This window comes from Neobacillus rhizophilus, assembly GCF_018343535.1.
GTDB lineage: Bacteria > Bacillota > Bacilli > Bacillales > Cytobacillaceae > Neobacillus > Neobacillus rhizophilus.
The window spans coordinates 213,380-235,022 of sequence record NZ_JAGYPF010000004.1 but is presented as its reverse complement, the minus strand read 5'-3'; the positions used below and the strand labels follow the sequence as shown (position 1 = coordinate 235,022).

Annotated in this window: 20 protein-coding genes and 2 pseudogenes; 9 read left to right on the top strand and 13 right to left on the bottom strand. The window is 37.9% G+C overall.

What is annotated here, in order from left to right; genetic code table 11:
- Positions 1-19: 19 nt before the first annotated feature.
- Positions 20-1,105 (bottom strand): TRAP transporter substrate-binding protein DctP, encoded by a 1,086-nt coding sequence (dctP, locus tag KHA99_RS19425; protein ID WP_213119152.1) that lies wholly within the window; start codon positions 1,103-1,105, stop codon positions 20-22.
- 24 nt (positions 1,106-1,129) lie between these two features.
- A complete protein-coding gene (locus tag KHA99_RS19420; RefSeq protein ID WP_213119151.1) occupies positions 1,130-1,897 on the bottom strand; it encodes a carboxymuconolactone decarboxylase family protein in 768 nt (255 codons plus the stop codon).
- A 458-nt stretch (positions 1,898-2,355) separates the two neighbouring features.
- On the opposite strand from KHA99_RS19420, the gene KHA99_RS19415 reads away from it, so the two are divergent.
- Complete coding sequence (locus KHA99_RS19415) at positions 2,356-3,837, top strand: aldehyde dehydrogenase family protein (RefSeq protein ID WP_213119150.1); 1,482 nt, start codon at positions 2,356-2,358, stop codon at positions 3,835-3,837.
- 128 nt (positions 3,838-3,965) lie between these two features.
- Here KHA99_RS19415 and KHA99_RS19410 read toward each other — a convergent pair whose 3' ends face one another.
- From KHA99_RS19410 to KHA99_RS19400, 3 genes are all read right to left on the bottom strand, one after another.
- Positions 3,966-4,340: a nuclear transport factor 2 family protein gene (locus KHA99_RS19410; RefSeq protein ID WP_213119149.1), complete on the bottom strand. Its 375-nt coding sequence runs from the start codon at positions 4,338-4,340 to the stop codon at positions 3,966-3,968.
- A gap of 131 nt (positions 4,341-4,471) precedes the next feature.
- Positions 4,472-5,578, bottom strand: a complete 1,107-nt coding sequence (locus KHA99_RS19405; RefSeq protein WP_213119752.1) for an MBL fold metallo-hydrolase — start codon at positions 5,576-5,578, stop codon at positions 4,472-4,474.
- Between the two features lie 77 nt (positions 5,579-5,655).
- On the bottom strand, positions 5,656-5,856 hold the full coding sequence (locus KHA99_RS19400) for a hypothetical protein (protein WP_213119148.1): 201 nt from the start codon (positions 5,854-5,856) through the stop codon (positions 5,656-5,658).
- Between the two features lie 58 nt (positions 5,857-5,914).
- Here KHA99_RS19400 and KHA99_RS19395 point away from each other — a divergent pair.
- Positions 5,915-6,058: pseudogene (locus KHA99_RS19395) on the top strand (TetR-like C-terminal domain-containing protein); the annotation flags it as partial.
- A gap of 125 nt (positions 6,059-6,183) precedes the next feature.
- Here the strand turns inward: KHA99_RS19395 and KHA99_RS19390 are convergent.
- Positions 6,184-6,384, bottom strand: a pseudogene (locus KHA99_RS19390) (alcohol dehydrogenase); the annotation flags it as partial.
- A gap of 255 nt (positions 6,385-6,639) precedes the next feature.
- On the opposite strand from KHA99_RS19390, the gene KHA99_RS19385 reads away from it, so the two are divergent.
- On the top strand, positions 6,640-7,356 hold the full coding sequence (locus KHA99_RS19385) for an urease accessory protein UreH domain-containing protein (protein WP_213119147.1): 717 nt from the start codon (positions 6,640-6,642) through the stop codon (positions 7,354-7,356).
- 479 nt (positions 7,357-7,835) lie between these two features.
- On the opposite strand, the gene KHA99_RS19380 is transcribed toward KHA99_RS19385, so the two are convergent.
- From KHA99_RS19380 to KHA99_RS19365, 4 genes are all read right to left on the bottom strand, one after another.
- Positions 7,836-8,327: a PTS sugar transporter subunit IIA gene (locus tag KHA99_RS19380; RefSeq protein WP_213119146.1), complete on the bottom strand. Its 492-nt coding sequence runs from the start codon at positions 8,325-8,327 to the stop codon at positions 7,836-7,838.
- 127 nt (positions 8,328-8,454) lie between these two features.
- Positions 8,455-9,780 (bottom strand): 6-phospho-alpha-glucosidase, encoded by a 1,326-nt coding sequence (locus tag KHA99_RS19375; RefSeq protein WP_213119145.1) that lies wholly within the window; start codon positions 9,778-9,780, stop codon positions 8,455-8,457.
- A 63-nt stretch (positions 9,781-9,843) separates the two neighbouring features.
- Positions 9,844-11,445 carry a PTS transporter subunit EIIC gene (locus KHA99_RS19370; RefSeq protein WP_213119144.1) on the bottom strand — a complete coding sequence of 534 codons (1,602 nt, stop codon included), beginning with the start codon at positions 11,443-11,445 and terminating at the stop codon, positions 9,844-9,846.
- A gap of 128 nt (positions 11,446-11,573) precedes the next feature.
- Positions 11,574-12,347 carry a MurR/RpiR family transcriptional regulator gene (locus KHA99_RS19365; protein WP_213119143.1) on the bottom strand — a complete coding sequence of 258 codons (774 nt, stop codon included), beginning with the start codon at positions 12,345-12,347 and terminating at the stop codon, positions 11,574-11,576.
- 298 nt (positions 12,348-12,645) lie between these two features.
- On the opposite strand from KHA99_RS19365, the gene KHA99_RS19360 reads away from it, so the two are divergent.
- The 3 genes from KHA99_RS19360 to KHA99_RS19350 all read left to right on the top strand — a co-directional run bounded on the left by KHA99_RS19360 (position 12,646) and on the right by KHA99_RS19350 (position 14,768).
- Positions 12,646-12,816, top strand: coding sequence for a hypothetical protein (locus KHA99_RS19360; protein WP_213119142.1), 171 nt, complete (start codon positions 12,646-12,648; stop codon positions 12,814-12,816).
- 139 nt (positions 12,817-12,955) lie between these two features.
- Positions 12,956-14,131: an MGDG synthase family glycosyltransferase gene (locus KHA99_RS19355; protein WP_213119141.1), complete on the top strand. Its 1,176-nt coding sequence runs from the start codon at positions 12,956-12,958 to the stop codon at positions 14,129-14,131.
- Between the two features lie 103 nt (positions 14,132-14,234).
- The gene (locus tag KHA99_RS19350) at positions 14,235-14,768 is read left to right on the top strand and encodes a phosphatase PAP2 family protein (protein WP_213119140.1); all 534 of its coding nucleotides are present in this window, start codon (positions 14,235-14,237) and stop codon (positions 14,766-14,768) included.
- A 75-nt stretch (positions 14,769-14,843) separates the two neighbouring features.
- On the opposite strand, the gene KHA99_RS19345 is transcribed toward KHA99_RS19350, so the two are convergent.
- Positions 14,844-16,685, bottom strand: coding sequence for a S9 family peptidase (locus KHA99_RS19345; RefSeq protein WP_213119139.1), 1,842 nt, complete (start codon positions 16,683-16,685; stop codon positions 14,844-14,846).
- A 314-nt stretch (positions 16,686-16,999) separates the two neighbouring features.
- On the opposite strand from KHA99_RS19345, the gene KHA99_RS19340 reads away from it, so the two are divergent.
- Positions 17,000-17,929 (top strand): HD-GYP domain-containing protein, encoded by a 930-nt coding sequence (locus tag KHA99_RS19340; RefSeq protein WP_213119138.1) that lies wholly within the window; start codon positions 17,000-17,002, stop codon positions 17,927-17,929.
- A gap of 118 nt (positions 17,930-18,047) precedes the next feature.
- Here the strand turns inward: KHA99_RS19340 and KHA99_RS19335 are convergent, their stop codons facing one another.
- Both KHA99_RS19335 and KHA99_RS19330 read right to left on the bottom strand, forming a co-directional pair.
- Positions 18,048-19,010, bottom strand: a complete 963-nt coding sequence (locus KHA99_RS19335) for a DUF4097 family beta strand repeat-containing protein (protein ID WP_213119137.1) — start codon at positions 19,008-19,010, stop codon at positions 18,048-18,050.
- 3 nt (positions 19,011-19,013) lie between these two features.
- Positions 19,014-19,526 carry a DUF1700 domain-containing protein gene (locus KHA99_RS19330; protein WP_213119136.1) on the bottom strand — a complete coding sequence of 171 codons (513 nt, stop codon included), beginning with the start codon at positions 19,524-19,526 and terminating at the stop codon, positions 19,014-19,016.
- A 217-nt stretch (positions 19,527-19,743) separates the two neighbouring features.
- On the opposite strand from KHA99_RS19330, the gene KHA99_RS19325 reads away from it, so the two are divergent.
- A complete protein-coding gene (locus tag KHA99_RS19325; RefSeq protein ID WP_213119135.1) occupies positions 19,744-20,937 on the top strand; it encodes a sensor histidine kinase in 1,194 nt (397 codons plus the stop codon).
- Positions 20,938-21,588 (top strand): response regulator, encoded by a 651-nt coding sequence (locus KHA99_RS31415; RefSeq protein ID WP_213119134.1) that lies wholly within the window; start codon positions 20,938-20,940, stop codon positions 21,586-21,588.
- The last annotated feature ends 55 nt before the right edge of the window (positions 21,589-21,643 follow it).

The following is a 21,643-nucleotide window of genomic DNA, read 5'->3' as shown; positions in this document are numbered from 1 at the left end:
TAGCTTCTATTCTATTTTATTAAAAAGGAATTTCTACTCCCTCATCCTTTAACTGCTGCTTAAAATACTTCATCATTTCATCACCTGGATAGCCCTTTTTATTTGCTTCCGCTACCCAATTGACCCATAATTTTTCCGCAGGTGCTTTGAATTTATTTGATTCTTCCTTATTCGGTGTGATTACTTTTCCACCCTTTTCTTTCACTCTATTTTCAAATTCTTTAATGGAATTTTGCATGGAACTCATATAAAGTTGGGACATCAATTCTTGGTGTTTTGGACCTAATTTTTCCACGAATAACGTTTGAAGATCTTTTGGCATCTTGTTGAATACGTTTGCATTTAGGAACAAGCCATTTGAAGAAACCCCTAAATCAATCCTTGTCATATACGGTGCCACTTCATTTAAATTAAACCCAATCGCGCCTGTTGTATTGTAGATAATATCATCAGCCATACCTTTTTCCACGGATTCATATAACTGTGAGTTATCAATAGATACAGGAGCAGCTCCCCACATTTTGATTAATTCATTTCTAGAATATAGACTATTAACTATTTTTCTATTTTTTATATCTTTAACGGTTTCAATAGGATCTGAAGTATATAGCTGTGCTGTATCTGTAGAAGAAGCACCGAGCCAGACAACATCTTTAAATGTATCTTTCATAAATTTCGCGTAAAATTTATTCATTACTTTTATCGCAACTTCAGAGTTAGGAATGGCAAAAGGTAAGTCTCCAATTGATAATGGGAACAAGATATCGTTCTTGTCAGAACTTGCGTATAAAAGTCCCACATCAAACACGTCACCGCTGATATCATCATAACCAGTATCTGGTTTACCTAATGCTGAGCTTGGAAAAACATGAACTTTCACCCTTCCATTTGTTTCCTTTTCAACAAATTCTGCCCAAGGTTCTGCAACTTGTTTCGTATAAGGGTGGGTAGGTGGAGCAAGGTCATTGTAGTTTATTTCAATTACATCTTTACTTGCTTTTGTGGAGCCCTTGGATGATGTTGACGATTCTTTTGCCAGGCCGCAAGCTGTTAAAAGGATTGCTGCCAGTAACATAATGGAGATAATCAAATTTCTTTTTTTCATATACTTTCCCCCTATAAAATAGTTTTATTTATTCCCCTTTTCAGCTAGCACCGATCTTAAAATCGGTATTCCCGCATAAAAAGTATCAACACCTTGAGCACTTGTTATTTTTAAAACTTCCATAATTTCTTCAAATGTCGCCCCTTGTCTTAAGGCACTTTGAATATGGACCCTAGTTCCAACAGCAAATAAATGTGTAGTGGCAATATCAACGGCAATGTAAATAAATTCTTTTAATTTTGGGCTTAGAATGTCATTTTCCCAAGGGTTTGTCAGAAATTGATAATAACTTTCAAAAAACTGCTCATCATTTAATAAGAGCGTGTCTCTGAATGAATGCCAGTAGCCCATCTTTTGAATGAACTTTTCTTTTAACTCCTCCTGATGTGCATCCAATTTTGCATCTGCGAAGGCACCTGTTTCTTCAACTAAAATTGGAACCCCGACCGCACATGTATGCATACCTAGTACACTGACAAGTTTAAAAACTTCTAATATTTCTTTTTCGGTAGCCCCTTGATCAATGGCGTTTTCTATGTGGGTTCTTAATGTGTCCGTGCTTAGATTCGTAGGAGCGGAGCTTAATGCAACGTTTATTAATTCTCTGGACTTGGCATCAAGAATGTTATTTTTGTAGGGAGTCGCTACTAACTTTTTATAAATCTCAAAGAATTCCGGGTCTTTTTCTGCTAAATAACTTAAAGTAGAGTTCCAATATCCTAAGTCTTTTTTGTAAGATGCTTCATGATCCTTCACTAACTCGCTGGTTTTTGTTGTCTCTTGATTAACCAAAATTTTTTATCCTCCTTTGTATTTCAAAATCATTACTTTGTAACTTTTTAATATGCAACTTTTGTGCCACATTTCTTTTTACAAAAAAGTAATCAGGTTCTTATATTCATAGAACCTTGCTATTTCCCCTGATTTTTTTGGTTTCAAGAATAGATGATGGCCTTTTTTACTATTTATTCGTGGAATTTTTATGTTGGGATGTTTTAAAAATGAAACAAATTGTTTCGGCATTGGGACATGGACAGCACTAGATTAAATGGCACTCTCTTTGGTATTGATAATAATACTTTCAAAGTAGTTTTGGCATGCTTATTGCATATTAACAGTTAAGGAGGTGGATTCAGTAAGATAACTAGAATAAACCGAATTTAGCAGGTATAAACCGTAGTTCATGATTTTGTTTAAATTGAGAGAAATATTTCTGTATGACAAATATTTGTAAATATGGAGGAATGTAAATGGTACAAACTTTGGAATTGAGTCAAAAGGTAGTAGAATTTTTAAAAGGTACTAAAAAACTATTTATCAATGGGCAATGGGTTGAATCAGTAAGCGGAAAGACATTTGAAACCAAAAATCCGGCTACCGGCGAAGTTATTACCAACGTATATGAATCCCAAGAAGCAGATATTGATCGGGCAGTAAAAGCTGCACGGGAGGCATTTGACAATGGTCCATGGTCTAAGATATCTGGTTCAGACCGTAGTCGGCTCATTTATAAATTAGCCGACCTAATGGAAGAGAATTTAGAAGAGCTTGCACAACTTGAAACATTAGATAATGGAAAACCTATTAATGAATCTAAATTTTTTGATGTCCCGACGGCCATTGAACACTTCCGATATTATGCCGGCTGGTCAACTAAAATCGTAGGGCAGACCATCCCGGTAAACGGTAATTTTTTCACCTATACTAGGCATGAGCCGGTAGGTGTAGTCGGACAAATTATTCCATGGAACTTTCCACTTTTAATGGCAGCTTGGAAATTAGGGGCTGCACTTGCGACTGGTTGTACTGTTGTATTGAAGCCAGCTGAGCAAACGCCACTTTCAGCCTTGTATTTAGCTAAGTTAATGCAGGAAGCCGGTTTCCCTGATGGAGTGGTCAATATTGTTCCTGGATTTGGACCGACAGCAGGAGAACCCCTGGTAAGGCATGAAATGGTTAACAAAGTCGCCTTTACTGGATCAACAGTAGTGGGAAAACAGATTATGCGACTTGCTTCCGACTCGCTTAAAAGAGTGACATTAGAGCTTGGAGGAAAGTCACCTAATATTATACTTCCTGATGCCGATTTGACAAAAGCCATCCCTGGTTCATTGATGGGAATCATGTTTAACCAGGGACAAGTTTGCACTGCGGGTTCGCGTCTTTTTGTCCAAAAGAAAGCGTATGATAATGTCGTAGCTGACCTTGTCTCTTATTCAAAAAGTATCAAACAGGGCCCAGGGCTTGATACCAATACGCAAATGGGACCACTTGTTACGGAAAAACAGCAAAATCGCGTGATGAGCTATATTGAAAAAGGAAGACAAGAAGGGGCTGAAATGTTAACAGGTGGAAGAAATCCATTCGATAGTGGATACTTTGTTGAACCGACGATATTCTCAGCCGTGCAAGATAATATGACAATTGCACGGGAAGAAATTTTTGGTCCGGTCCTTGTTGCTATGCCGTTTGACGATTTAGACGAAGTGATCAAACGCGCTAATAATACCACTTATGGCCTTGCTGCAGCCGTTTGGACTGAGAATGTTCGCAATGCCCACTATGTAGCTAGTAAACTACAAGCCGGGACGGTCTGGGTCAATAGTTATAATGCTGTAGATGCCGCCGCACCATTTGGTGGATTCAAGCAGTCCGGAATTGGACGTGAAATGGGATCTTATGCGCTTGATGCCTATACTGAAGTAAAAAGTGTTTTTGTTAATATGGATTAAGGTTAGGTTGCTTGAAGTAATCATAATAAGAATCGTTTTGACTTTGACAACAGCTGCGATAAGGGTTCCTACAGCCAAAAGACCATCCATTTGGATGGTCTTCGTTTGCATTGCTACAATATACAAGCTCAAAACACGCCATTTTCATTGGGAGAATTCTCCGGTATGGGCTGACCTACATCCCACAATTCGACGATAGAGTCGTTATGAAAGCGGAATAGATGAACCACAGCCACCCCAAGGTCTTCAGGTTTTTGTTTTATATGGGAGTAAACTACAACCATATCCTCATCTTCAATGACACGTTTTACTTCTAGGCTTTTGTTAGGATTCTGGGCAGCATTCTCTTCCATTGCAAGCATTAGAGTGTCAGCATCTCCACGGAAAAAGGGATTATGATGGCGAAAATCAGGACTAATGTACCTACGGTATGCTTCGCGTACTTCCCCCGCCGCAACCATTTGCAAAAACGAAACAGCATTTTCTTTTAATGATTTCTTCATTGCCCAAATCTTCCTTTCTTTAAAGAGTGTTACTCTTAGACTAACTCTTTGTAATTATACTTTGATTTAATTCTAATGAAAAATTTAAAAGATTGGACCATTTTTTCATTGTTCTTTTTCATCTTTTTTACCTACTTATTTAATTTAGCCCACCAAGAGGAGCTAGGAATGGAGAACTCCCCATCTAATGGTACTGTTTCGCCAATTTTAGGTGCGATTATATTTACTCCTGATTTTTCAGACGCTTTTAATGCTCGTTCTATCGGTTCTGTCCATCCATGGTAAGCAAGGGTAAAGGCTCCCCAGTGAATTAACATCATATTTTTGCCATTTACATCTAAATGAGCTTGAACAGATTGTTCAGGTGTCATATGAACCCAAGACCAACGACGGTCATATTGTCCACCTTCTATTAAAGTAAGATCAAATGGTCCGTATTTTTTTCCAATTTCCTTAAAATGTGTGCCATACCCTCCATCTCCGCTTGTATAGAAACGTGTCTTTTCTCCAAGTATGACCCAACCGCCCCAAAGAGTGGAATTTCTATTTAACGGTCCTCTGCCAGAAAAGTGTTTGGAAGGTGTAAATGCTACCGTTAAGCCTTGAAACTCTGATTCATCCCACCAATTTAATTCTGTTATTTTTACTTTTTTAACTCCCCAATCGATTAAGTGTGCACCTACACCAAGAGGAACGAAAAAATGATTAACCTTGTTCTTTAATTTTTTAATAGATGGATAATCTAAGTGGTCGTAATGATCATGAGTAATAAAAACAGCATCAATTGGCGGCATATCATCAATAAGATGCAGCATATCTTCGCTGTAACGCTTGCTCCCTACGAAAGAAACTGGTGAAGCAACTGGACCGAGCATGGGATCTACAAGTATCTTTTTATTATCGATACTAACTAAAAAAGCAGAATGACCAAACCAAGTTAAACTATCTTTCTCACTTTTAACTTTGTTCCAATCAATTTCGGAAACAGGAATTTGACCTTTAGGATTACGGTCTTTAGCACCTGAAATATTTTCCTCAAGCATGGAGAAATAATCAGCTGCCCCCATATTTAACTTTGTTGGTTTTGGATTGAGAAATTTACCATCAGCATAATTGGCCAATTGACTGAATCGCTCTTTTTGCTTTTTGCTTGGGTTGCTGCCGAAAGCTGGACTTATGTTGATAAACAATAAGATGAAAACGATTAATGAAACTAAAAAAATGAATAAATAAACCATCACCTTTTTCATAACCCCTCCCCACATATTTCATGAAACATTCAATATTTATTTGCTATTTGTTTGATAAAGGATAATCACTTTTTGATACATACTGCATCCAGAGTCCACCATCGTCCAGTTTTTTTATATCCTTTAGGAAGAAATTTACTGGTTGTGGTTTTTTTTGATAAGAGTCCTTTTGCATCTTTATTTGCAACGTAATCAGTTCTAGGAATCGTCGAAATGTTATCTTGTTTTAAATCACATTGATGGCCAAAGGTAAAATGTTCCTCCATGGTTACTCTACCACACATCCATGCTTTACATCCGGATCGTCCGTGAATTTTTTCATAGGGATTAAGTGAAGATGTTATTCTTCAATTTTTTGGTTCTGCGGTCGTTGGGGCAGTGGAATGGTGGTTCAAGAATGGAATGCCTTTGCCAGCTCGTGTTATGGCTGAGCAGACGGGAGCATTGTTGGACAGAAACCTTGAATAATAATGAAATAAAAAAATGTGCCAGGCACCATCTAATTTTTGGACAGTGCCTGGCACTTTTTTGTAATGGAAATAAAGAGGCACACCTGCCTAGGCATGCCAAAAAAATGTTTCCGAGAATACTTGTTATTCATTCTCCATCGTGCTGATATCGATCACAAATCGATACCGTACATCTGAAGATAATACGCGCTCCCAGGCCTCATCAATCTGATTGGCGGAAATAACCTCGATCTCCGGAGCAATCTGGTGTTCAGCACAAAAGTCGAGCATTTCCTGCGTTTCGCGAATTCCACCAATCATCGAGCCAGCATACGACCGGCGATGACCTAATCAACATCTGTTAATCATTATAAATAGAACCAAGATGCTTTCAATGGATAAAAAAACTCATTTCGTTGTTTACTCAACAAATCTATAAAAATTGTTGATTATCATTTTACAATTTTATCAATAAAGATAATCCATTCTATGATATTATTGATTAATGCTCAAAACCATTATAAATTCTTTTGTTAAATTCCATCCAACTTACAAATGTTTGGTGTTTGCTTTTTTACTATTTTTAAAGGAGGTTATTTAATGGAGGTAGGTTTTTTATCGGTTCTTGCTCTAGGATTTGTGCTGGGTATCAAGCACGCAATAGAACCAGACCATGTGATTGCTGTATCTACCATTGCTAGTCAAAGTAAAAAATTATTACGTTCGTCTTTAGCAGGGGTATTCTGGGGGATTGGTCATACTGCTACATTATTTATTATCGGGATTATAATTATTCTGATGAAAGGTGAAATACCTGAAAAATGGGTGATGTCATTAGAATTTTTAGTCGGTATCATGCTTGTTTATCTTGGCGTTTCAACTGTCCTTTCATTTAAGAATATCCACTTACATCAGCATAATCACGATGAAGAAGAGCATAAACATGTCCACTCACATAACTTTAGTGGTAAACATGAACATAAACACAAACATAAAAATGTTTCCTATTTGAAATCCATGGTGATTGGCTTAATTCATGGTCTTGCTGGGAGTGGGGCTATGGTACTTCTGACCATGAGCACTGTTAATAGTGTATGGGAAGCGGCAATCTATATCCTTATATTCGGTGTAGGAACTATCATTGGAATGCTTTTCTTTACCACAATTATAGGAATTCCTTTCGTTTTTAGCTCCAAAAAAGTTGGGCTAAATAAATCACTTACTCAAATAACGGGCTTGATTAGTATATTGTTTGGGATATTTTATATGTACAACCTAGGGGTAACTGAAGGATTATTTAAACTTTGGATACAGTAGTTTCATTGTTAGAGAGATGGATTGGTTTTCCATCTCTCTTCTTTAACTCTACGGAATTGTACGCTAAATAAAAAGCTGCCATAGTGTTCTTAATATCTTTTTCATCTATAGTTAATGTTCATGAGAACTAATATTGTTTACAATTGTATTATATTCTTGGTCACTAATAATCCCTAACACTTTAAAAAAGTAGGAATGTAATAGGATTTTTTTCTTAATGCGTTTAGTTGGAAACACCCTTATCACTCCCTTTATTCTTATATTATTTAATTCCTCTAAAAAGTTTCCTTAATACAAAAAAATTTCCTTAATAAAAACTATTATCTTTATAAATCCATCGAGATACAGGCTGATATTTCAGCCACACAATCCATTCAGAACTCAAAAAATAAAATAATAAAAAAGACCAACGTACACACGTTTGGTCTTTTTGCGATATTTTGTAGAGATCTCTTGTAACCCAACAACGAATCATTTTTCTACTTCATTTTCACCTGCAACAAAACAGATTCCCCACGTGTAACTGAAGTATCATCCGTTTTAGTTAAAGTGTCGACTGCATCAAAGTTTGTAATCACAACTGGCGAGATGATGCTTTCCGCTTTTTCCTTTACCAGCTCCAAATCAAAGGTAACAATCTTGTCACCCGCTTTAACTTGGTCACCTTGTTTTACATGGCCTTCGAAGCCTTCTCCACCCATCGCAACGGTTTCCATTCCGATATGAATGAGGATTTCCAGACCATCTTTGCTGCGAATTCCAACAGCATGATTGGTTGGAAAAATTTGCGCAATCTCACCGTCCAGCGGTGCTACGACTACTCCTTCAGTTGGCTCAACTGCAATCCCGTCACCAATCATTTTTTGGCTGAACACCTGATCAGGAACATCTTCAATTTTGACCACTTTTCCTGTAATCGGAGAAACAAGTGTCATCGTTGTCTCTTTTTTTCCAAATAGCTTTTTAAACATTCTATTTACCTCCTATACGTATGATGCCCGTAGGAAGAGGCGAAAAAGCTTTCCGCTTGATTCGCCTCTTCCTTCATTATTACTGATACGTGTGATTGAGACAAGAGAACCGTCCCCATGCATCATTTTAGTGCAGTTCTGGCCAGTATGCTTTGTTGGCTTCGATTAGGTCGTCTAAGATTTCTTTTGCTACTTTGGCGCTTGGTACTGTTTTTGATAGTGTTAGAGCTTGCCATAGTTTTTGGTAGCTGCCTTCGATATAGGCTTGGACGACTAGTTTTTCTACTGTTACCTGCTGGTACATTAATGCTCTTTGGAATTCAGGAATCTTTCCTTGGCTTAATGGTTCTGGACCGTCGCTGCCGATAATACATGGAACTTCTACCATGGCGTCATCATCAAAGTTGGCAATGGCACCATTGTTTTCGACGATCAATAGCATTCTTTCATGTGTGTTAAAGGCAATGGCACGAGCAAGGTCAACGATAAAGACTGCATGAGCGCCCATTTCAAATTCACAGCCTTCCGCTGTTCCTCTTTCAATGATGTTTCTTGCTGTTGAGAAGACCGTCTTTTCCCTGCCGGCAATGACTTCATTAGCACGGGTGAATTCTGGGTTGGAATGCTCCACCACATAATCAGGATAGAAATAATATTTTAAATAGGTGTTAGGCAAGAATCTTGGATCTACCGCTAACAGATCCTTCGCTTTCTTATGTGTCTCCTGCCAGCTTGCATCCGTATGCTGGGTGTCCACTTCTTTTTGTGTCAGATAGCCATTCTCTGCGACATAATCACGAATTTGTGGCAGATATTCATGTCCTTCTTTGTCTTTTATGCTTGTCCACCAGCCAAAGTGGTTTAATCCGAAATAACGTACTTCCAAGTCCTTTGGCTCTATGCCGATAATGTGCGACATTCTGCGCAGCGTCCCGACAGGCATATCACAAATGTTCAATACCTTGGAATTTGGACGAAGCACGCGGCAAGCTTCCGCTACGATTGCTGCAGGATTGGAATAGTTTAACATCCAAGCATCCGGTGAATATTTTTCCATAATGTCAATCAACTCAATCATGTCACCAATGCTTCTCATTCCATACGCAATCCCGCCAGGTCCGCAGGTTTCTTGGCCGACGACACCATGCTTTAATGGAATCTTTTCGTCTTTTTCGCGCATTTCATATTTTCCAGTACGAATATGGGCAAAACAGAAGTCGATATCGGTGAATGCTTCCTCTGGATCAGTTGTAAAAGAGTATTCAATATCCGGTGCATTTTCTTTCATTACAATGTCCAGCGCTTCCCCTAAAACAGCTTGTCTTTCTCTGTCATTATCATATAATTTTAATTTTCGAAGCGGGAAACGGTCCAGATTATCCAATAGCATCATCACAATACCCGGTGTATAGGTGCTTCCTCCGCCTGCAATTACTACTGAGAATTTCTTCATGTTCTCCATTCCCTTCTATTATCTGTCTTCTCTTTGTTGTTATAGGTTTCAATCTGTTAATGTTTATTCGTTTGTGCTTAATCCTAAGTAGCTGTCTACCGCTTTACGGATGTTCGTTACCTGTAAGCCATAAACAACCTGTACATTTTTATCTTTGATGATAACTCCGCTAGCACCTGTTTCTTTTTTCAACACATCTTCATTTACCCTTTCAGGATGCTCCAGAGTTAAGCGAAGTCGTGTATAACAATTGGTGACTGTATTAATATTGCTTGCTCCACCCAAAGCATCGACGATTACAGTGGCAATTCCGTCATTTCCCTGCGGCACAGGAGTACCAGCAGTTCCTGCACTTTTCTTTGCTTTGTAATCGTTCTTCGAATACAATTTCGTCTCATTACCTTCATCTTCTCTTCCAATCGTTTTGAAGTTAAATTTCACGATCAAGAAGCGGAAGACAACATAATAAATCACAAAGAAGATCAATCCGATTAAAATGTACATTGGCCAGTGTGTCTTTTGAATTCCGAGCGGTAGATTGAACAGTAAGAAGTCAATCATTCCGTTTGGTCCAATCGCACGTACATCAAATAGATGGAACGTTACCATCGCTAAACCGCTTAAACATGCGTGAACCACAAATAGTAATGGTGCAACGAACATAAATGAAAATTCAATTGGTTCTGTGACACCTGCGATAAAAGATGTAACCGCAGCAGGAATCAAAATAGCTTTGACCTTGGCTTTATTTTCTGGCTTCGCAGTGTGGTACATGGCTAAACATGCACCGATTAAACCAAACATTTTGGAAATACCGCGCGCATCCCAAACAACGCTTGGGGAAAGCTCTTTTACGCTTGGATCGGCAATTTCCGCATAATAAATATTTCTTGCCCCTTCGAATACTTTGCCGCCAACTTCAGCACTGCCGCCCAATTCTGTGTATAAGAATGGTGTATAGATAAGGTGGTGAAGACCGGTTGGAATTAACAAACGTTCTAATGCTCCGTATAGGAAAATTCCGAAGCTTCCGCTGTGGTTAATCAGTGTTCCAAGCTTGTTAATGCCCGTTTGGAAATATGGCCAAATAAATGTAAGAGCGATGGATAATAGCACAACGACTGGAATTAGAACGATAAAGACAAATCGTGAACCGCCGTAAATTTGAAAAGCGCCATTGAATTCTGTATCACTAAATTTGTTATGGACCATAGCAGTGATGATACCGAGGATTAGTCCAAGGAACACACCCATGTCGAGGATTTGCACACCTAATACAAGAGTTTGTCCAGTCCCTTGCAAGGTTTCTCCTTCATAAAGAACCCCGCTCAGCTGCATAAATTTATTCATCGCATTGACAAACACCAGGTACCCCAACAATGCGGTAAATCCAGCAACAGCTTTTTCTTTATTCGCTAAACCGACCGTGATCCCGACACAGAAAATAAGTCCCAAGTTACCAAGAATCGAAACCAATGATCCTGTTAAAATTGTTCCAAAACCGGTCGTAATCGGATTATTTAAAAATGGGATGACTTCTAATAGTCTTTGATTGGTTAGTAAATTTCCCAGGGCAATTAAAATACCCGCAATCGGCAAAATAAGTACCGGAATGAACATCGCTTTTGAAAAGCGCTGCATGCCATCCATGACTTTCGCTTTCATTTTGCCTTCCCCTCCTGTATGTGTGTTTTTGTATTCTTTTCGTCGACAGGTTTAGAATACAATGTAACCGTTTCATAGTCGATAGATTCTACAAGATAAAAAACGTGTTTCACATATTGAAACACGTTTCACTCGTTGCTGTCTTTTTTAGTCAAAATCGTTTCAACATACTGCTTGATGATAAATTCAAACATCAGCATAAGACTCGGAAAAAAGCTGTTTGGCAGCATATTTCGATCGTCCAGTTTGCTGTGGTCAATGATTTTAAAATTCAAATCGGAAAGCTCTGCGATCCGATTGTCTGTTTCTTTTGTGAATGACACCGTAAAAATCTGATGCTCTTTGGCTGCTTGTAATTTATCGATAATTAGCTGTGTTTCACCTGATTTGGAAATGACGACTAAGGCCCCGATATCTTCCAAATTATTTTCGAATACGCCAACCGAATCAGTTCCGCTTGCAAAAATTGTTTTTCTGCCCAAAACCAATAATTTTTTATACAAATATTCTGCTGCAATGGCGGAAAATCCGGTGGCGTAAATAAAAATATAGCTTTGCTTAAGGTTTAGTACATTGTGTATAAAGGATTGGAAATCTCCCAGCGAATTATGGTCGAGAAAATCCTTCTCACTAATTTCCAAAAAATCCTCCATCACGCCGCTTTGCGGTAAATCTGCTTTTTTGACAAGCGGCAGAAGCTGATAATACATATCGACAAATCCGGTATAGCCTAATTTTTTGGACAGACGGATGACAGTTGCTGGAGAAGTGAAATTTTCTTTTGCTATTTTCCGTACGCCCATTTGCAAAACAGTGTCGATATTTTCAATGATAAATTGCACAATCTGGACATCTATTTCGGTTAAATTTTTCCCTTGAACAATTTTACTGATATCAATCATATTTTACCCACTCTCACTCGATGAAGCCCTTGCTATCAATAGTTTTCATTATATCGGAATAGGAGTTTTACCACAAACTTATGTCGAAGAAAAACATTTATAGTAAGAAGTTATAAAAAAGAAAATTAACCAAAAATCCAGTTTCGTAAATTATAAGTAAATTTTAAATAGAAACTATTAAAGCCGTTTATAGATACGGTTAATTCATGTTAAGAATTGGAAAATCGCCTCTTTTTTTCCTCAAATGCTTGTATGATAAGACTGTAATAAAAAATGCAACATTCAAGGAGGAAGAAAGATGAAATTCAAAAAATGGTTATTTGCTTTGATGTCAGCATTAATGTTACTCGGAGTTGCAACAGCATGCTCAGATACCAGTTCAAAAACAGATGATACGAACACTGAACAAACCGACGATGGTTCCCAAGATGATGGATCACAAAATGAAGATGGCAAGTCTGGTCAATAAGCAGGAAGAAAAAGATGGAACAAGACGGGTACTTCCGTCTTGTTTGCTATTTTCATATCTTCTTTCTTTTCATATTTCTTTACGTAGGTGTCAGTACTCATAGTACGAACTATAAAAAAACTTAAAAAGGGCTGATACTATGGATAAGACATTATTGATTATTTCATCAGATCATACAGGCCATGGTCATAAAAGTATAACAGAAGCACTGTGTGAAAAGGTCAAATCTTTCAATGGAGTAAAAATTCACGTTGTGGATGGGTTTTCGCTTGGCAAACCATTACTGTCAAAAATCGGTGGAGCTTATGGTCCCCTCACAAGAAATTCCGAAACACTATGGAAAATGATCTGGAAACTATCAGCTGAAAAACCTTCCATCGTAAACCATTTTTTTGAAGGACTTATTAAAGATCATTTTCTTAAAATCCTCGACGAAATAAAGCCCGATATGATTTTATCAGTTCATCCCAATTTTAATGGCTCTATCTTGAGCATCCTAGAGAAGCAAAAGGTAAAGATCCCTTTCATTACCTTAATTGCTGACCTTGTAAACATTTCCCCTCTATGGCTGGATAAGCGGGCAGAAACCATTATTTGTCCCACGTTTGAAGCCCAATTTAAGTGTATTGAATTTGGGATTCCGCTTAAGAAGATAAGGGTAATAGGATTTCCAGTCCGATCTCGCTTTTTCCGAAAGAGCCATCCACAACCTGAACTCTATAGAAAAGAAAATCCCTTAAAATGTTTGATCATGAGCGGCGGTGAAGGTGTAGGAAACATGGAGAATATAGCGAAAAGCCTCCTTAATCATTTCAATTGTACGGTAAAAATTGTAGCGGGAAGAAATGAAAAACTTAAAGCAAAGCTAGCGAGAGCACTTATGCCCCAATATGGTGATCGAGTTGAGATTTATGGGTTCACGAAAAACATTCAAGATTTAATGCTGCAATCTGATATTGCTTTTACCAGGGGAAGCCCCAATGTCATGTTTGAAGCTATTGCTGCCAATACACCGCTTATCATTACAGGGGCTTTGCCAGGTCAAGAAGAGGATAATCCAGCCTTCGCCGAAATCTTCAATTTGGGAGTAGTTTGCAAAAACCCAAAGGAAATTAGACGTACTGTAACGAACCTACTCGAAAATAATGGTGAAAAACTCAACAAAATAATAAACTCCCAAAGAAAATTTATCCATGCAACCGCCGCCGAAGACATCCTGACATTGATATTGAGGCATGGGGACGGTTCTTATGCATCATTTAAACCTGAAGAGCCAACCGAAAAGGACAATTTACAATTCTTAATTTATTCTTAACACCAGTTTCATAAAAACTAGCCGTTTTCCCTTTATAATGGAGGAAACCCCATGTTTGGGTTTTGGATTGAAGTGGGAATTTTACTTATAAGGGGAGCCGAGCATGAGCAAATTCATACATGTCCTTTACGGGTTCGATTGTCGAATCTTCCAGAAAATTAACCGGTATTTTCATCTTTATTTGTTAAACCTCTTTTTTCGAACGATCACACATTTCGGAGGAGCGAGATTTACGATTATCAGCACGATTCTGCTTTTTCTAACTGCATGGTCCAGGGAAACGCGGCTTCTTGCCATTTCCAGTGCTCTTGCTTTGGCATCGAGCCATATCCCGGTCCATCTTGCAAAAGAATTTTTTCCTAGAAAAAGACCTTATATGACGATTGAAAAAACGAATATACTGGAGAATCCCTTACAGGACCATTCCTTCCCTTCGGGTCATACAACCGCCATTTTTGCCGTATTGACTCCCTATATCTTAACGATCCCGACATTTTCTTTGGTTCTGATTCTCGTGGGTGTATGTGTAGGGGTTTCAAGAATTTACTTAGGCCTTCATTATCCATCCGACGTGGTTTTCGGAGCAATCCTTGGAATATTAGCAGGCTGTTTATCCTATTCTTTACTATTAATGTAACAGAAGTGGCATACGCCATACATGTGCATGGCAAAAAGGACTAACCAAGTTAGGTCAGTCCTTTTTGCCTGAGATTCAATCAAAGAAGAAAGGATATTCCCGACTCCTTTTAAATCCCCTGCTTCTTTTGTCTTCGATTCCAAAACATTGTTCAAGAAATTCTACGATTGCCTTGTAGGCAATTTCTTTGTTTTTTAGCTTTGAAATCGTATGGCCTTCATCGTCGAAGCGAATAAAGTCAACAGGGTGTTGTTTTCCCTTCAATTTATTGACGATTTGCTCGGATTCTTTAATATGGACACGAGGGTCACCTTCCCCATGAATCACCAATAACGGAGTGGTTATCCGATTTGCATGATTCAATGGATCAATTTTATCAAAAAAGTCTCCATCTCTTTCAATCGTTCCGTATTCCGCTTCCCTAAGCTTCTTACGCCAAGGATGGGTAGTTTCCAGGAATGTTCTAAGGCTCGACATACCCACAATATCAATCGCGGCAGACCATAGCTGTGGATAGTGGCTGATGGCTGCAAGGACCATAAATCCTCCATAGCTGCCTCCCATTATTCCTATCCTATTAGAATCGATGTTCCCATTCACCTTTAGCCATTCAACTAAAAAAACTATATCCTTCAGAGCATCCATTCTTTTTCGTACATCATCTAATTTCGTGAACGTTTTTCCATAACCTGTACTCCCACGGATATTTGGTGTGCACACCGCATACCCTTTACCGATTAAATATTGTACAACAGGGTTGTAAACAGCACGAGACTGGCTCTCAGGGCCGCCGTGAATGACAATGACTAACGGAAATTTTTCAGTTGTAATCTTTGGTTTATAAAAAAATGCTGGAATTTCAAGATTATCAAATGAGCGATAACTTATAAGCTCTGGCTCAACTAATTTATCTTGCAGTATTGGGGAACGGGAAACATAGGTAAGTCTCTCCGGCTGTATGCTTTCTAAATCTAGCTCCCAAATATCAGATGGATATGCCGGGCCATTAAAAACATAGGCCAATTTCTTGCTATCAGGGGAAAATTTTAAATCTTTTATGATTCCAGTCGGCGTTTTCCACGAATACAGGTAACTTCGGTTGATGTCTAAAAGTACGCCCCTGGATACTCCACCCTCATTTACGCAAAAGGCTAACAAATTTTTATCATTATTCATTTCGAGTTCTTCAAAATCCCAATTTCCTTGCTCTAGCCACACAAAATGCTTGGTTTTTATATGGATAAGTGCTAGCCCGAAAAATTCGCTATCTTTATTAGTTAATACATAGATATGATCCCCATCCTGGTTAAAATGGACTTCTCTGAAACTCGCTTCTCCTTTATGCTCTGTTATCCAATCAACAGACCCTGTTGCCAGATCGAGTACGCCTAAATCATTATCCAGGGGAGAATTTGTCTTTTGGACTAATAATGATTTCCCATCAGGAGACCATTCCACTGCTGTAAAAAGGCCATCTCCAGTTAACAAAGGATGAAATTCCAGTGTTTCTAGACTTTGAATATAAATATCAAAAAATGCTAGATTTCGGCGATTGCTTGACCAGACAATCCATTTTCCATCCGGGGAGCTGCCTCCATATCGATGAACATGATTTGGTGATTTTGTCAGTCCGATTAGTTTCCCATCCTCCTTGAGTAAGAACAACTGCTGATTTTCATTTCCGCCCACATCCATCCCAATAATCCGGTCAGAAGTGCCCTTAACAAGTCCAACAAAGGTAATTCTTTCTTTTGTAAAAGAAATTTGAGCAGGCCATTCTTCCCCACGATTGAGTTCCCAAACCTGTGGTATGCCCGTATAATCGGCAATAAAGCTAAGCTTTTGACCATCAGGGGTATAAACAGGATTCTTCGCATAGCGAACATGCAAATAAGGGTCTATACTCTCTTTAAACAAGAACATCCCTCCCATTCATTTAAGGGATTTTAGTAAAGGGCCATTTTCAGCCATCCAATCCATTATATTTAAGGACAATGGAAGTTATTCTTGAAGAAACAGAGGAGCGGGTTGTTTTAGTCAGCTTGTAAAAAAAGACTTTAATCTATAAGAATGCGACTCTTTATTTACAAAAACGATAACTTTTGTAAGCGCCAATATGTCTGAATCATTTTAAAAAACTTGCTATTCGGTAAAAATCACCATTTGGAAAATATTATGATACTCTTAACAAGGAATCTTTATTCCATTTTGTTTTTTAAATGGAGGGTGCAATGTTAAATATCTTAGATAAATGGTCTAATCATTATAAATTTTACCGATATGCTTTTTTTATATTTTTATTATTGAGTTTATTCATCACCATTGTCTTCCATAATGATAATTTTTTTATTCTTTATAATATTTCTGTCATTTTTTTAGGTTTTGGATTTTATAATAAACCTGTATATTTGGTTGTTTTTACCATTTTAGTAACTACTTCAAGATTTCAATTCGTCCCGCGTGCAGAAGAGAGTCTCTTTTTTATTTATCTAGTGAGCTATCTATTTATGACGTTTATTTCAGCAGCTATGATAACCTATGTTCAAAGAGTGAAACAAAAGAGTCTAGATATAATTACCTCTCTCGTCAAGGCTCTGGATTCTAGAGACCCTTATACTTATGACCATTCTGAAAATGTATCGAGATACGCTATGCAAATAGCAGAAAAGATGAATCTTTCTAAGGATGTTTGTCAGATCATTCGCACAGGGGGATTATTGCACGATATTGGAAAGATTGGTATCCCTGAACAAATCTTGACCAAGCCAATGGAATTAACAGACGACGAATATAAGATTATAAAGTCACACCCAGTCATTGGATATGATATGCTTAAACACGTTAAGCGTTTTGAGAAAAACGGTACTTTAGATATTGTTTTATATCACCATGAAAGATTTGACGGCAATGGTTACCCAGCCGGATTAAAAGGCAATGAAATCCCTTTATACGCTCGAATAATCGCAGTTGCTGATACTTTTGATGCCATGATGTCCCGACGTGTTTATAGGAATGAGTTTGATTTAGAACACACTCTTCATGTAATCCGGCAAAATAAAGGGACGCAATTTGATCCTCAAGTAGTTGATGCGTTTCTTAGTTTGTTTAACAAACAAAAAATGGAAACTATGAAGCTAACGACTCTAGTTAAATCACCATGAACCGAAAAGGAAGCCACTTTATTAATAGTGGCTTCCTTTTCGGTCTTTCCTCCACAAGCTCGACGCCATTTTCCTTTCGAAAACTTTGATAATGGAAGATACGTAAGTTAATAAACAATCAGTCTGTCACTTTAAAATCGCCCGAACTTGTTCTTGCAGTTAACTTTAAATTACCGTCTCCGATCTGGCCAACAATCCGATGTTCCGATTTTTCGGAGTAATTCATTTTATCTATATTCGCTGTTCCGTCACCTGAACTACTTTTGTAATCAACTTTCATTGAATTGGCGGGGTTTGTGAAACTTACGTCGATATCTCCACTGCTCGATTCCAACGCTACATTCCCTTTCATTTCTTTCGTTTTTACAAAAATATCACCAGAAGAGGTATTCATTTTGATATTTTCCGAAACGAGATAATCAGAAACAATGTCACCGCTGCTAGTAAATAATTCTACCTCCTTGGCTTCATGATCGTTTATCCTTATATCTCCACTACTTGATTCAATACTTAGTCGATTTGCACGATTATCCTTTGCAATGATATCTCCACTTGAAGCTTTAAGTGTGAGAGTGTCCTCAATCGCTGCATCTCTGACATCTATATCACCCGATTGTGTCTCGATTGCTAATTTTTTGGCTTCCATTTTATCTAGGGAAATATCAGCTGATGCTGCGGCTATTTCAATAGAATGATAAACTTTTTCAGGTACTTTGACATTAAGGCTTACTTTTGTAAAATTGAACATCATAAATTGAAACTTATTTTCCTTTTCCATAGTGATTGTAACTGTATCACCATCTTCGTCAATATCTAACTTATATAAATCTTTACTCTTTTTCCCTACCTTTCCTGAAAAATCAGCTTCAATCTTATTTCCACTCGTAGGCTGAACCTTTACATCCACCGTTGGAGAGTCAATGATAATATTACTAATGTCTTTTGCTGAAACATCTTTCTTTTCATGAACATCTACAGAACTGAATGTAAATGCCTCTACGCCTGATGTGTTGATCGACATAATCACACCTATTACTCCAACAATCACAAGTGCTAACGCTGTATACATTATTTTTCTCATTTTTTATTCTCCTTTTATTAATTTCATATTCCAATTGACATACTTACTAAATATCAGAAATAATCTTTTTCCTGCTTGGAACAACCCTGCCCCAATCGCAAGTCCGATTCCACAAAGAATAATGGATAGAAATAATTCAAAAGTCGTAAAGCCCCCAATAAACACCTGGGTAAAGACAAAAAGTGGTGAGACCACAAAGCAAGCAGATACAATCCAAAAAGACAGATAAACCGCAAAAATGGCAATCAATGGACCTAACACAAAAATAAAATTAAAGAAAAATAAACTGATGGATGCTAAAATGATTCGACCTATATTTCGGTAAGAATCATTTTCTATACTTATCGGCGGCGGGTAGTCGTCTGCGAATGTTACAGATAAATTGGTATCACCTTTCCGATTTTCTTTTGCTACTACCATTAAATCCTCATACAGTTCGATTAGCTTTTGGCGATCCTCTGCTGGCAGCCCTTTTAATCGTTCCTGCAGTTCATGCAACATATCTTCGTTTTTCATGTCCTTCGTCCCCTTCTGTAACCCTATGACCAAATTATATAAAGAAAAAGTCATATGACTGGAGTGAAGGTAGTCATCAAATTCTAATCAATTCCTTATTACCTGTTGATTTACTCTCAATGTCTTAACATTTATTTATTTTAAGACTGTTAGATTTACCCAATTTCTTGTAATATAGGAAAAGGTAGGTAAAAAGCAGCAGAGGTTGAGGTGTGCGATGAAAAAAACAGACCATGATTGGATCTGGGTGGATTGGTTTATTTTTTTCTTAAGATTATGCTGGTATCTTTCCGGCATACTTTACTTCTATCTTCATATGGAAGATTTAGGAGGAAAATCTTTTTTCCTTTTTGTAGGTATTTTAACAGTTTCCTATATTGTGCCTCATATTTTTTGGAGGCCCGGATACAAGGATCCTGTCTTCTATCCAATTGCAGAGCTAATCGTTGCAGGTGGAGCTTCCATCTATTTCAATATTGTCTCACAGCTTGATCTTGGCGCCTCCATGGTCCTCATGCCCATATTGATGATTGGTTTCCTAGCTACAAAACAGACTGCCAAATGGACCTATCCTTTGTTTTTTCTTGGATTGCCGATACCAAGGCTATGGACAATGGATACAGTCGATTATTTTCTGCAATACATCGATATCTTTATCTTTTTCGGCTTTGGTGCTTGTTTTAACTACGTTATTCAATCACGTCAAAAGACAAAACGAATCATTGAGGAAAATCATAAACAATATCAATTAATTCAAGAACAGTATCGGGTGCTTCAGCAATATGCGGAGCAAATTGAGAAAGTAACGCTGCTCCAAGAACGGAATCGGCTTGCTCAAGAGCTGCACGATACGATTGGTCATCACTTTACCTCCGTAACGGTTGGGCTTGATGCCATTTCCTATTTACTTGAAACAGATGTTGATAAAGCTAAACAAAAAATTGAAATGCTAGCAAACGTTTCCCGTAAAGGCTTAGAGGACATTAGAAAAAACATTCATCAAATTGCCCCAGCTGAAAATGATGAACCTCTGTCATTTTTATTACATCAGATCGCTGATAATTTTAAAAAAAATACAGATACCGATGTCCAGTTCCATATGAAAGGGAAAGAATTTTCTATTTCTAAAAATATTAAACTCGTGTTTATCCGTTGCCTGCAAGAGGCGCTTACAAATGCCAAAAGACATGGTGGTGCATCAGAAATTATCATAGATTACATTTTTAGTAACTCGGAAATTGTTTTAATAATCGAAAATAATGGAACCCCTATTGATGCCTTGCATCCGGGGTTCGGCATAACAGCTATGAAAGAACGGATCGGGGAGTTACAAGGAAATCTCGAAATTTCAAGCGGGGAACATTGTGGAGTGAAGCTGACGATTACAGTACCGATAAAAGGAGTTGCCTAAGTGAGTGTTATAAGATTATTAATAGCGGATGATCAAGAACTTATTCGTGAGAGCTTGTCAATCGTGCTGGATATGGATGATGAAATTGAAATCGTCGGTTTGGCAGAAAATGGTGCAGAAGCCATTGAGTTATGTGAACAGCATAAACCCAACACGATTTTAATGGATATAAATATGCCGGTAATGGACGGGATTTCTGCGACGAAAATCATCAAACAGCGCTGGCCTGATATAAAGATCATTATTTTAACAACCTTCCAAGAAGTAAATCATGTGATTGACTCTTTGACGCTAGGGGCAGAAGGTTATTTGTTGAAGGCTATTCACCCTAAAGATTTGCTTGCAGGTATTAAACTTATCCATAAAGGCGGCACCCTCCTCCCACAGGATCTAGCCAAATTGCTTGTTCAGCAAATCAATAGCCCTGAAACTCAGTCCCTGCAAGGAAACAAGAATCAATACGACCTGACTGAACGTGAAGAAGAAGTACTAAAATGCATTGCCCAAGGACTAAGCAATAAACTAATTGCGGAAAGACTGTTTTTATCTGAAGGAACGGTTAAAAACTATATTTCCAGTATCTACCATAAACTAGACGTGAAGGACCGGTTTCAAGCAGCGGTAAAGGCACAACAAGAAGGGTTAATTTAAGAGTATTTTAGGTTACGATAAAGTGAGTGAAAAATTATGCTGAATGCAGGTCCTC

Excerpts from the sequence above, each read along its gene's own strand:
- dctP (WP_213119152.1), bottom strand. The coding sequence starts at position 1,105 with ATGAAAAAAAGAAATTTGATTATCTCCATTATGTTACTGGCAGCAATC.
- KHA99_RS19415 (WP_213119150.1), top strand. The coding sequence starts at position 2,356 with ATGGTACAAACTTTGGAATTGAGTCAAAAGGTAGTAGAATTTTTAAAA.
- KHA99_RS19410 (WP_213119149.1), bottom strand. The coding sequence starts at position 4,340 with ATGAAGAAATCATTAAAAGAAAATGCTGTTTCGTTTTTGCAAATGGTT.
- KHA99_RS19405 (WP_213119752.1), bottom strand. The coding sequence starts at position 5,578 with ATGGTTTATTTATTCATTTTTTTAGTTTCATTAATCGTTTTCATCTTA.
- KHA99_RS19400 (WP_213119148.1), bottom strand. The coding sequence starts at position 5,856 with ATGGAGGAACATTTTACCTTTGGCCATCAATGTGATTTAAAACAAGAT.
- KHA99_RS19385 (WP_213119147.1), top strand. The coding sequence starts at position 6,640 with ATGGAGGTAGGTTTTTTATCGGTTCTTGCTCTAGGATTTGTGCTGGGT.
- KHA99_RS19380 (WP_213119146.1), bottom strand. The coding sequence starts at position 8,327 with ATGTTTAAAAAGCTATTTGGAAAAAAAGAGACAACGATGACACTTGTT.
- KHA99_RS19375 (WP_213119145.1), bottom strand. The coding sequence starts at position 9,780 with ATGAAGAAATTCTCAGTAGTAATTGCAGGCGGAGGAAGCACCTATACA.
- KHA99_RS19370 (WP_213119144.1), bottom strand. The coding sequence starts at position 11,445 with ATGAAAGCGAAAGTCATGGATGGCATGCAGCGCTTTTCAAAAGCGATG.
- KHA99_RS19365 (WP_213119143.1), bottom strand. The coding sequence starts at position 12,347 with ATGATTGATATCAGTAAAATTGTTCAAGGGAAAAATTTAACCGAAATA.
- KHA99_RS19360 (WP_213119142.1), top strand. The coding sequence starts at position 12,646 with ATGAAATTCAAAAAATGGTTATTTGCTTTGATGTCAGCATTAATGTTA.
- KHA99_RS19355 (WP_213119141.1), top strand. The coding sequence starts at position 12,956 with ATGGATAAGACATTATTGATTATTTCATCAGATCATACAGGCCATGGT.
- KHA99_RS19350 (WP_213119140.1), top strand. The coding sequence starts at position 14,235 with ATGAGCAAATTCATACATGTCCTTTACGGGTTCGATTGTCGAATCTTC.
- KHA99_RS19340 (WP_213119138.1), top strand. The coding sequence starts at position 17,000 with ATGTTAAATATCTTAGATAAATGGTCTAATCATTATAAATTTTACCGA.
- KHA99_RS19335 (WP_213119137.1), bottom strand. The coding sequence starts at position 19,010 with ATGAGAAAAATAATGTATACAGCGTTAGCACTTGTGATTGTTGGAGTA.
- KHA99_RS19330 (WP_213119136.1), bottom strand. The coding sequence starts at position 19,526 with ATGAAAAACGAAGATATGTTGCATGAACTGCAGGAACGATTAAAAGGG.
- KHA99_RS19325 (WP_213119135.1), top strand. The coding sequence starts at position 19,744 with ATGAAAAAAACAGACCATGATTGGATCTGGGTGGATTGGTTTATTTTT.